Raw genomic sequence first — 11,348 nt, forward strand, 5'->3', positions numbered from 1 at the left:
CGATCAGGATGCTGTCGGGCGTAATTCTGAGGCGATAGGCTTCATCGGGATTGATGATTGCTTTGGGGATAGCATTCACCAATTTTTCGGAGACGAGGGAGGAATCGGGTACTCCCAGACGGAGGAGGTGCTGTCCGGAGAGGTCAATGGTGAGCATCTTCGGTTCCGGCAACAGCTGAAATGTTTCTTTCCTCTCTGTCGTGCTACAGGAGAGAAGCAATAGGGTGGTCAGCACGATGTATGTAAATATCTTCATGTACGGGGAAATAGTTATTTTTTGTCCTGAAATTCTGATGAGAAGGTGGAGGCGGGTAGTCCTGCCTCGTTGACCAGATTGCCTTCCGTGTAGGAATCCCAGCCATAGCGTACGAATGCGGGGCGGGACACTTTCTCGCAGGTCACCTCCAGACGGTTGGCCCTGATCATTGCTTTTGCCTGATAAAAAACCTTGTCTTCTCCTGCCAGTTCGATATTCCTTACAGCATTGTTATCCGACGTACGGAGAAGCTTTGTTTCACTAAAAGTGACAACCGCTTTTTCTTTCTCAAAGAATACCTCTCTGAAGAGCGGGCCACTTTTCAGAATGTTTTTTCCGTAGCTGTCGGCCAGTGCCCAGCGTGCCAGACGCTCTCCCACCTCCTTTTTTTGTCTGGGGTGGACATCGGTCCGGTTACCCAGATCAGAGGAGACTACCATTCCGGAGCGAGGAATCCGTTCCATCAGCCTGCGTTGACTGTCGCGGAAATGTCCCCAGGACTCACGCCCCGTCTCCATGCTCGAAAGCTGCACGTAGTAGAAAGGGAAGCGCTCTTCCCAGGCGTTGCGCCAACTTTCCACCAAGATAGGGAGTAGTTGTTCATGCAGTTCCACATTATTGGCGTTAGACTCACCCTGGTACCAGATAGCTCCGGCAACAGGATATTTGCTGATGGATGCCATTCCGGCTTCAAACAAGTAGGAGGGTTTGTAGGGATGTTGCTGGAGGGGATTCTCTTTCGCACGGGCAATGTTTTGCATCCCCCGCTCACGTACCCATCCGTCGATAAAATCATTACTGTTCCAGTTGGTGAAGAAATCGGCCATCAACGGATCCCGCTCCATCGTTCTGCGGTCAATCCACGCTTCGGTGGGAGACCCTCCGATAGCGTTCTGTATCAATCCTATCGGTACATTTAGCTCTTCCTGCAACATCCTGCCAAAATAGTAGGCAACAGCGGAGAACTGTCTTGCCGTGAGGCTGTCGGACAGCGCCCACGCTGCGGGACGGTAATAGCCCAGCCGGTTCACCTCTGCCAGCACGTTGTCGTTCCACTCTATGGCCACCGTGGGTGCAATCTCTTTCATGTCGAAAAAGCGAAGTTGCCTGTTGGCGGCACGAGGAATATCTTTCTGTGCTGTAGAGGCATCCTGTAGCCGAAAGGCCATGTTCGATTGTCCGGAGCAGATCCACACCTCGCCCACCAGGATATCGGTCAGGCGGATACTTCTTCCCTGGTTCTCTATGGTAGCGTTGTAAGGGCCACCTGCCTTCATCGGAGGAAATTCAACCGTCCATTTTCCGTTGTGGCCGGTTTGTGCAGTGCTTGTTTTTCCCGCAAAGCAGACGGTTACTTTCGTGGCTGCATCGGCGGTTCCCCAAAACTTTACCGGCCTGTTGCGCTGCATCACCATGTGGTCAGTGAATATCTCTGGCATCTGCAGGCCGCCGTAATCACCGGTGATGGCTCCGTAGACTGTCCGCGCAATGATGCCTGCTCCTTCGGTTGTGGGGTGGAGCGCGTCGGGAAAGAGGTCGGGCCGGTTGTACAAAGGCCTGTTCAGGTCGATCAGCGGCACACGGGTCACTGCTGCTACCCGTTCAATTTCCTGTTGTACTTGCTCGTACCACACCCGGGTGCTCGACTTGAAGCGGGGGTGCCAGCTAAAGATGGGTGTCATGCGACAGATCCACACCTTAGTAGCCGGATTTTTCTCTTGGAACGAACGGATCAGGTCTATGTAATCGCGGGTAAAGTCGTCCCGAAACTTTGGCCAGTTGCGGGGATCGGTGTCGTTCAACCCCAGGTGGATTACCACGATGTCGGGTTCGAAAGCGAGTGCTTGTTCAAATACCTTCAGCTTCCGGTAGGGATTGTGGCCTTTTTGTAACAGGGTGGCGCCGCTGTGTCCGAAATTCTCCACGCGGTACGTATTGCCTAGCAGTTGCTGCAGTTGGGCAGGGTAGGTGAATGCCCGGTCATCGATCTTGTAGCCGTAGGTGACGGAGTTTCCCACGCAGGCTACTTTCGTCCGTTCTGCAAAGAGCAGTGTCGGGATAAGAAACAAAACAAACAGTATACTTTTCTTTATCATGGGATATACTTACAGATAAGGTTTCAAAATCTCTACCCACTTCAGGTAACCTTCACCCATCAGGTGGAGACCATCATTGCTGTATCGGGGATCCAGCTTGTCACTCCCGGGTATTATGAAATGGCTGTAAAGGTCTACAAATATGATCGATTGGGATGTCGCTATCTCTTTCAAGCGCTCATTTAACGAAGCAATGGCTCTCCCGTGTCTGGTATGTCCTTCAAACATCCCGTAGCAGTCGTTCACGGGAAGTATGCTTTGCAGGTAGATTGCTGTTCTGGGTGACTCACACCTGATCCTGTTTACAATGTCGGCAGTCATTGACACAACCGTATCGGGGGAAGTGTTACGGGCCAGGTCGTTGATACCAATCAATAGGAATATTTTCGCCGGTTTGCCACGCAGCAAGGGGGCCAGTCTGTCCAGTATCCCTTCGCAGATATCTCCGCTGATTCCCCGGTTTTTTATGCGCGGATCGTTAAATAATTCTGCCCATTCACCGCCATTGGTGATGCTGTTGCCAACAAAAAGGATGTCTTTCTCTGTTACTGGCAGTTTCTCAAACAGGGAAGCACGTTGATGGTAGAAAGTGGAGTGGTTTCGTTGTTGGGCAATGGTTGTTGCCGTGGTACATGTAATGAAACACAATAACAGAATTTTTTTCATTCGGGTAAATGCTTGCGTCGTGCGCTGTATGTACAGAAAGTGAGAATAAACGCACTACTTCATTGAAAGGAAACCAAAGATAGCGATAAATAATTACCGCCATCTTTGGACCTGAGTTAATATATGAAAAGATTAGTATCCGGGTGTTTGCTCCAGGGCATCATCATTGTCGAGGAGACTCTTGTCTAGCGGCCACAATACTTTGTGTGTTTCTGTGGCTTCATTTAGAACCGGGTTGCCGTCGACACTTCCTTCCTGGGTGAAAACCAAGTGTTTTCCTCCTTTAGTGAGGGTCATTCTGCGTAAATCCCACCAGCGTTGACCTTCCTGTACGAATTCTTTGTCTTTCTCCCGCAGGATGGCTAATTCGTTTGTAGTGAAATCACTTGCCGTGAAGGTAAACTCACTACTCCAGTTTGCGCCGTATGCCCGCTGGCGTACTTTATTGATGTACTCTTCCACCTTTGTATTGTCTCCTTCCATATTGGCAATCTCTGCCAGGGACAGGTAAACCCAGGGGAGGCGGTAGAACACGAAATCGCCTACCCATTGACGGATGCCGTTCGAGTTGATGTATCCTATGTTCTTTTTCGTGGAAACTCCCCTATAAATAAGATTTCCATCGCTGTCTTTATTATAAGAGGGTAGGAAAGTAGCATTTCGTCGTGAGTCTTTTTTGTCGAATATCTCAAAAAACTGTTTGGTGTATTCGTAGCGTTGTTGGGAAGAGGAGGTTGCAATCTGTAAAGGGTCATCAAAAAGGGTGCCATCTTCCAGATAAGCATTTTTATTGGTTTGTCCGGTACCCACATTATAGATGTACTGGTTGACTGCGTTGGAAGCTTCTCCTTCTGCATACCGTATGGCAAAAATAATTTCGTCATTGGCTTTATTGGTAGCATCGAATACCCTCGGAAACTCCGTCAGCATTTTTAATCCGTAGTTATTGGCCACATTTTCCAGGTGTTGTTTTGCTACAGCCAGATCAGCCTGGTTCGCTGTGTTGTCTCCGGTTGTCACTTTCGCATTCCAGAGATAAACCTCCCCGATCAGCGATTCTGTGGCAGCCTTGTTCCAGTAAACTTTCTTGCCCATGCCGTACGGATTGAAATCATTCACACTGCCAAAATAATCGAGTGATTTCTGTAAATCGCTTTTGATTTGGGCCATTACTTCTGAAGCTTTTGCACGGGGCATATAGAGTTTGGTCGGATCCAGTTCCCCATCAACAACCTCTACTCCCAGTCTCAGAGGAACTCCTCCGTAGATGCGGTACAGATCAAAATAATAGAAAGCGCGTATCCCGTATACCATTCCCAGATAATAATTCTTCTTTGCTTCAGCGATATAGTCAGCATCGGTTACTCGTGCAATAAACAGGTTGCAATTGGTGATTCTGCCGTACAGGTCCCCAAATTTAGATACGCCGGTATTGTTAGCATCGAAATTTTGCTGAATAATGGAACCGTTGTACACCGAAGAGCCGTCTCCGCTGGTACCCGAAATATAATGTCCTCCTCTAAGTTCTCCAAAAGTAATTGTGTGTTGCCAGGCTGCATCCCTCAGATGCTTGTGAATGCCGTCAATGTATCCCGTAGCATGAGCTTCGGTTTTCCAGTAGGAACCGCTACCATAATAATCAATGGGAGCCAGATCCAGTGCGTCACTGCATGAAGTGTGGGTCGCTCCGATGATCAGAAGCATCACACCTGATATGATTGTTAATTTTGTAATCTTCATAATGTTGGATTTCTAAAGATGTTTAAAATGTTAAGTTAATACCAAATAACAGGGTCCGTGGTAGGCCGTAACCAGTTCCGCTTGCTACCCCTGCACCAATGGCTCGTTCGGGACTGGCAATGGGTGCTGCGGTTAGATAACCCAGGTTCTGGCCAGTAATGGATACATTCATCGCCTGCATATAGAGCTTTTTTGCTATGTTTTGCGGTAACGAATAAGCCAGGGAAATCTCTCGAAAAGCCAGGTAGTCACCTTTATAAGCGAAAAGAGTGGAAGGCCGGTTTACGTTACCTGTTCCAAGTTGATCGGCCCATACATAGCGTGGATATTTAGCGTTCGGGTTCTCCGGCGACCAAGTGTCAAATACATCTGTAGTTGTGTTGTACGTTCCCTGCATAGCTCCCAGGAACCAGGGAGTAGTGTTGTCATACGTATAGAAGCCCAAACCGAAATCAAAACGGCCATACAACATAAAGTTTTTATATTTAAAAGTGGTGTTAAATCCACCGGTCCAGCGTGGGGTTGTATTTCCGATTACAATCCGATCGAAGCTATCGATCACGCCGTCTCCATTGATGTCTTCCCATTTGGCATCTCCCGGTTCAATTAAAATGGCGTTTCTTTTTTGTGCTTCTGTCAAAGCAGCGTAAGCCGCAGGTCCGTACTGATATTTTCCCTGGTCGTTTCCAGTCTTTACCACGAGGTTTCCTGGAATTTCATCCACACTTTTGTAAATACCGTTAAATTGATAACCGACCAAGAGACCTGGTTCCTGTCCTTCCTGATAACCGCCAACGAAGATCTTTCCATCTTCCTCCAATCCTGTTTCCGGATTAATTACTTTTTTGCCGGTGTAGATCTCTATCCCGCCTTGTCGGTTTCTTTCCAAACCGTTGGCGGGCAGCGAGATAATTTTGTTTTTGTTGTAGGTGATATTTCCTTTCATCTCCCAGCTGAAGTCCTCTGTCCGAATGATCCTGCCTGACAACTCCAATTCCAATCCCCTGTTTCTGAATTCGCCGTTATTATTGGTGATAGAAGAGAAACCCGTGGTCGAGGGTAAGGCAAAGGCTGCATATTTGTCCATGGTAAGACGGCTGTAGTAGGTTAGATTGGCGTTTAGTCTGTTTTCAAAGAAGCTAACGTCTGTTCCTACCTCAAAGGTGCGTGTTTTTTCCCATCTCAGTCCGGGATTTGGCAATGTTCCAATCAGAAAACCGGTGCGTCCGTTGTATGCCTGTGGGCTATAAGATCCTTGAAGAGTATAAGCTCCGATACCGCTTGCATTACCGTTTACACCAAAACTGGAACGTAATTTCCCAAAGGAGAGTACGGGCAGGTTCTCTTTTACAAAATCTTCATTGCCGAAAATCCATCCGGCAGATACGCCCGGAAAAAATCCCCACCGGTTATCACCTAACAGGGATGAGTAACCATCGTACCGGAATACGCCGGAAAGCAGGTATTTTCCTTGGTAGTCATAATTTGCACGGCCAAAATAGGAGAGAATACGGTATTGTGAATGCCAGGAATCTATGTTGCGTTTGCCTTCTCCAGTGTCGGTCAGTCCCAAATCCCAAAAATCATCCGTGGGGGCTCCAGAACCGGAAGCATTGAATCCTTTGTTTCCTTTGTCGAAATATTCGGCTCCCAGTAGCGCATCAATGTTGTGCTTCCCTGCAAATAACCGGTTGTAGTTTAACGTGGCGTTGTATGTTTGAGAAAAATCACGATCGAATTCAGCAGATGTACTGCGGGTTCTGTTCCATTTACCCGGATTGGTCTCATAATCCCGGTTGAATGATTCGTAAAATCCTTCGCTGTAATACCATTGTGCAGAAGTCCTTAATGTCAGGTTCTTGAGTAGTTTTGCCTCTGCCGATTGGATCATGGTAAATTTATCGGTCTGATTGTCTCTCATGAACCTGTTTGCCTGGTATGACTGGTTTCCGTCGCCGGAGTTTGCACCCAGTAACATCTTGCCTTCTTCATCTTCATAACGTGCTGTAGGAGGGGTAGACTGAATACGTCCGAAATAGTTGGCTTCACTGGTCTGCGTGGGCGGCATGGATTGCCAGTTGGCGCGGTTGTAGTTAAAACTCGAGTTGGTTTTCAACCAGTCCGTTACCTTATAACTTCCATTTAGGATAAAGCTGTAGCGTTTGTAATACGAGGTGATCGGCAGTCCTTCCGAGTGATTGTAACCCAATCCTGCATAGTAATTTCCCCTGTCGTTACCTCCTGACATATTCAGGTTGTAGTCCTGGGTAAATGAGGGGTCCACAAAACTGTATTTAGCTATGTCGGTTTCACGGTAAATGAGCATATCTGTGGGATTGATTGGATCAGGCATTGACTTCCATCCTTTCTCCAGTAAAAACTTATTGTCATCCGTTTGTTTCATCAAATTCCAAAGCATATTTTCGCCGTACACGTTCCCTGTTCCTAGTGGGGTTGATCCTGTCAGATTTCCTTTTGATGCCCAGGGCGTATTTTGATAGGCTTTTCTCATGTAGGTGATATAATCTTCTGCGCCCAGGAAAGTATAGGGGTTATTCACATAGTTGAGGCCTAATTTGGCTTTGAAGTTAAGAGATCTTTGCCCGGCCTTCCCACTTTTGGTGGTAACAAGAATTACACCATTACTGGCCCGTGCCCCGTACAGGGCAGTTGCGCCCGCATCTTTCAGTACCTCCATGGACTCGATATCCTCCGGGTTGATGTCGTTTAGTCCGTCGCGCAGCTGTCCATCGACCATTACCAGCGGTGAGCCGGATCCATCAAGGTTGGTGCCTCCACGAAGTACTATTTGCGGGGCTGCACCCGGATTACCCGATGTCTGGATTACCCTCAGTCCCGATACCGCACCCGACAATGCTTGTGCGGGATTTGAAAATACCCCCACGGTGAGTGTTTCGTTCGAAACTTTGGCAATCGAGTTGGTTACCTTGCTCCTCAACTGTGTGCCGCCGTAACCGGTTACTACCACTTCTTCCAAAAGTTCCGTATCTTCCCGCAACGTTACATTTATTGAAGTTCGGTTGTTAACCGCAATAACTTGTGTTTGCATTCCCACATAAGAAAACTCCAGATTACCGGTTGACGGTACATTGGCCAATGTATAGTTGCCGCCGATATCGGTAACCGTCCCGTTTGAAGTTCCCTGTACAATGATCGTCACGCCTATAAGCGGCTCATTGAGCACATTGTCGGTAACTTTTCCACTCACTGTGATGTTTTGTGCCATCAGCGAGAAAGTGGAGAGGTACAGAAAGGAGAGGCTGACTATCCAACTCTTCATTGATTTAGCGATTTTAGAATTTTTCATACAATCTCCAATTAAAAAAATTAATACTTTTTTGATTTCTATTTAGTTTTTCCTGGGTTCATTTCATCTGTGTTCCGGAGAAGCCACTCGAGGGAAAAATTCAGGTAAACCAGGTTCATACCCGGCTCCCCTTCTTCCACGTAGGCTCCTATTGTTCCGTCTTCCAATATTGTAAGGGAGGAATAGGCAGAAGGTCCTGCGCAGATTGTTTTTCCAGCCGGCCACGTTTTTCCTTCGTCGTAACTTACGTAAACCGAAACATTCTTGCGGTCTTTTTCATCAAATGGGATGGAGTGCAGCAATATGTTCTTGCCTGCTCCATTCTTTTCCATCGAATAGCGGATCATATCGCCGTTGCAGCCTGGATCTTTCAAGTCTTTCCACAATTGTACGGATGTCCATGTGATACCGTTGTCGGTTGACCGGGTGTAATACCTGTTTCCTTTGTTTTTGTTGCGAATACTCATCAGGATAGACCCGTCGGCCAGCTCTACGACTTTTGCCTCATCGCCTCCTTCCATGGCTTTTTGCGAAACATTCCAGGTAATACCTTCGTCGTCTGAATAAAACAAATAGTTGTTGAGCGAGTAATCGCTACCCTCGCGAACGGCGGCAACCAGCATAACGCGTCCCGAGGATGTCTCAATGGCTTGTCCAGATGCACAAAACGAGGCCATCCATTTTTTTCTTACGGGATCCGGGCAATCTACGCCGTACAGTTGGGCTGTAATGTCGCGGACGGGAGTCCACGTGATACCATTATCGGCACTTTCGCTCACGTAGGTACGGATCAGCGAATCGGGTCTGGACTGCCACAATCCGTTCATCCCTGCATACACGCATAGGATTTTGCCATTATTGAGTTTGATGAGTGCGGGGTCTCCGTATCCTTTGGCCAATCCTTTACCTTCGGCAATGGTAAGCGGCTCGCTCCATGTTTTTCCGTTGTCGGTGCTGCGGCGGATAACCACGTCAATATCCTGCGGCAAATCCCAGATATTTTCTTTTCGTTTATCTGTGGCGGTAATAAGCGAACCGTCTTCTGCTGTAGTGATAGCCGGAATCCGGTAAAATTTGGAGTCGAAATCACCAGGAGAGAAAATCAACTTGCGTGCTAACAGGATTTCTCTTCCGTGAGAAGGTTCCGGCTGATGTTCGAATTTTTTGTTTTTATTGTATCCGACAGACGTGAGCGAAACGCCAATCTTATTTCCTTCGGTAGCGTTATCGGCAATATCGGCGGTTATCCACAAATGATTCATACCCGGCTGCAGGTCTCCCGACAACCGGATTTTGGTGCTCTTTTTAGATAACGGTGCTTTGCCTAGCAGGGTTGCTTGTTCAAGGGTTCTCGTGTTGAGCGTATCGAGTGAGCCAGTAGAGTAAATTTTTATTTCCTTCAGGTCGGAGGGCTGCGTAGCGGTGTTTTTGACGAGAACGATATTTTTCAGGGAGATGGTTTCGTTTTCCTTTACGTTAACCTTCAACGCAATTAATACCTCATTCTGGTTTCCTCTCCCGGTATATTCGGTGTTTTCAGTCATTTCCACACCTGTTATTTCCGTTGCAGGACCGGTAGAACTATTGCATCCGCTAAAGCTGTTCAGCAGGAATGGTGCGAACAGAAAGACGGATAATCTTACAGCGATTTTTTTTCTCATTGTTGTCTATTAATGGGTAATACGTTTAAAAAATTCAGATTTTATCAATCTTTTCCATCGTTTTCCATACCTGATATAAGCCCCGGGGAACATGAAAACAACCTTTCCATTTTCCGCCCTTCAAATCGAGAAGCACCTCACCCTGGCGATTGAGATAACCCCACCATTCAGGATGCTCCGGATCTCTGAAATGCTTCCAGGTGTAGTCGTGCACTTTTTCAAACCATGCCAGGCATTCTGGCGACCCCGTTAGCTGATAACCCTTGATGAGTGATATAAGTGTTTCGATATGCACCCACCAGAGTTTCTGGTCCCATTCCAGCTGTTGGGGAGGAAGTCCTTTACGGTCCATAAAATAAAAGATACCTCCGTATTGTTTGTCCCAACCGTAGTTAAGCATTCTTAAGGTTGTTTCTACTGCATGGTTGATGAGTTCGGGACGGTTGAGGCGTTCTCCCAAATCCATAATAAACCACATGGCTTCAATGCTGTGTCCAGGGTTGACAAGCCGTCCGTCAAACGTATCGGAAAGTGAGCCGTCTTCGTTTACGTTTTCCACGATCAGCCCTCCCAGTTCGGGGCGTAAAAAGACCTCCATAACCTCGTGAATGCACTCGTCTATGGTTTTTTTTAGAAATTCGGGATCGAGCAAATGTTCTATTTCGAGTGCAAGGTTGCAGAGAATCATTGGCAAAGAAAACGATTTCAGATTGCGTGTTCCGGCGTAAGCTTTGTTCCATTTTCCTTTGGGGTTACTGCGCCTGGAGAGTACAATATCGAATGTTCTTTTGGCTATTTCAGCATATTCTGCGTTTCCGGTTGCTTTGCTTAGCTGTCCGAAAGCCATCGTGGCGAAAGTGTACGAAAAAATATTGTAGGGCTCTGTCAACGGTTCTCCTTCGCGCGTGAGCGAGAAATACCAGTTGAGATTTCCGTCGTGTCCGTACTTTTTCAGAAATTCGCCGCCCTGTATGGCACAATCGAGCCATTCCTGCTTTTTTTCCACATTATTGTATAACATAGAAAACATCCAAACCTGGCGGCTCTGCAGCCATACAAATTTATCGGTATCGAACACATTTCCTTCCCGGTCGAAGCAAGTGAAGTATCCGCCGAACTCGTAATCTTGCGATTTACTCTGCCAGAAGGGAAGCACATTGTCCAACAGCTCGTTTTTGTACTGTAGTATTTTTTCTTCAATATTTATGACCGATATCTTAGTATCCATTTTTTCCATTTCTTACCCGTTATATAAGATTAATTAATTAATATATTGTGCAAAGTAAATAAAAATAAATTGATAAAAAGAATATAATAATAAAATAATTTAATAAATATGTTGCAAAACATAATATGAGCAAAATAATGATACTCTTTATGAAAATATTTATAAAATGGTTGAAATGTTGAACAGGAAGATTTGCTTGGGTCCTATCCCCGGTATCCCAGCTTACCCGCTTTCTTCAAGGAATCTATCTTGCCAACATCTATTATCTTTAGGCTGGCAGGGGTATATCCTGTTATAGGGAGAATATTACAGGCAAACAAATAGAAATCGATAATGGAAAATTTGTCCGGGAAATCTTGCATATAGCTAAGGA

Annotated in this window: 7 protein-coding genes; all 7 read right to left on the reverse strand. The window is 46.7% G+C overall.

The features are described 5' to 3' along the window. Positions 1–256 (reverse strand): hypothetical protein (locus tag Q0502_RS01485; protein ID WP_298646326.1); only part of this gene is annotated, 256 nt, incomplete at its 3' end. Between the two features lie 14 nt (positions 257–270). Continuing rightward, entirely contained in the window at positions 271–2,349 is a 2,079-nt protein-coding gene (locus Q0502_RS01490; RefSeq protein WP_298646334.1) for a GDSL-type esterase/lipase family protein, read from the reverse strand. Between the two features lie 12 nt (positions 2,350–2,361). Beyond that, positions 2,362–3,018 (reverse strand): GDSL-type esterase/lipase family protein, encoded by a 657-nt coding sequence (locus Q0502_RS01495; protein WP_298646328.1) that lies wholly within the window; start codon positions 3,016–3,018, stop codon positions 2,362–2,364. A gap of 132 nt (positions 3,019–3,150) precedes the next feature. After that, positions 3,151–4,758, reverse strand: a complete 1,608-nt coding sequence (locus tag Q0502_RS01500) for a RagB/SusD family nutrient uptake outer membrane protein (RefSeq protein ID WP_298646330.1) — start codon at positions 4,756–4,758, stop codon at positions 3,151–3,153. A gap of 22 nt (positions 4,759–4,780) precedes the next feature. Continuing rightward, positions 4,781–8,005 carry a TonB-dependent receptor gene (locus Q0502_RS01505; protein ID WP_298646336.1) on the reverse strand — a complete coding sequence of 1,075 codons (3,225 nt, stop codon included), beginning with the start codon at positions 8,003–8,005 and terminating at the stop codon, positions 4,781–4,783. A 119-nt stretch (positions 8,006–8,124) separates the two neighbouring features. Further along, complete coding sequence (locus Q0502_RS01510; RefSeq protein WP_298646331.1) at positions 8,125–9,747, reverse strand: sialidase family protein; 1,623 nt, start codon at positions 9,745–9,747, stop codon at positions 8,125–8,127. A 34-nt stretch (positions 9,748–9,781) separates the two neighbouring features. Then, entirely contained in the window at positions 9,782–10,954 is a 1,173-nt protein-coding gene (locus Q0502_RS01515) for an AGE family epimerase/isomerase (RefSeq protein ID WP_366521726.1), read from the reverse strand. Positions 10,955–11,348: the final 394 nt, after the last annotated feature.

It is taken from the genome of uncultured Proteiniphilum sp., from assembly GCF_937873925.1.
Taxonomy (GTDB): domain Bacteria; phylum Bacteroidota; class Bacteroidia; order Bacteroidales; family Dysgonomonadaceae; genus Proteiniphilum.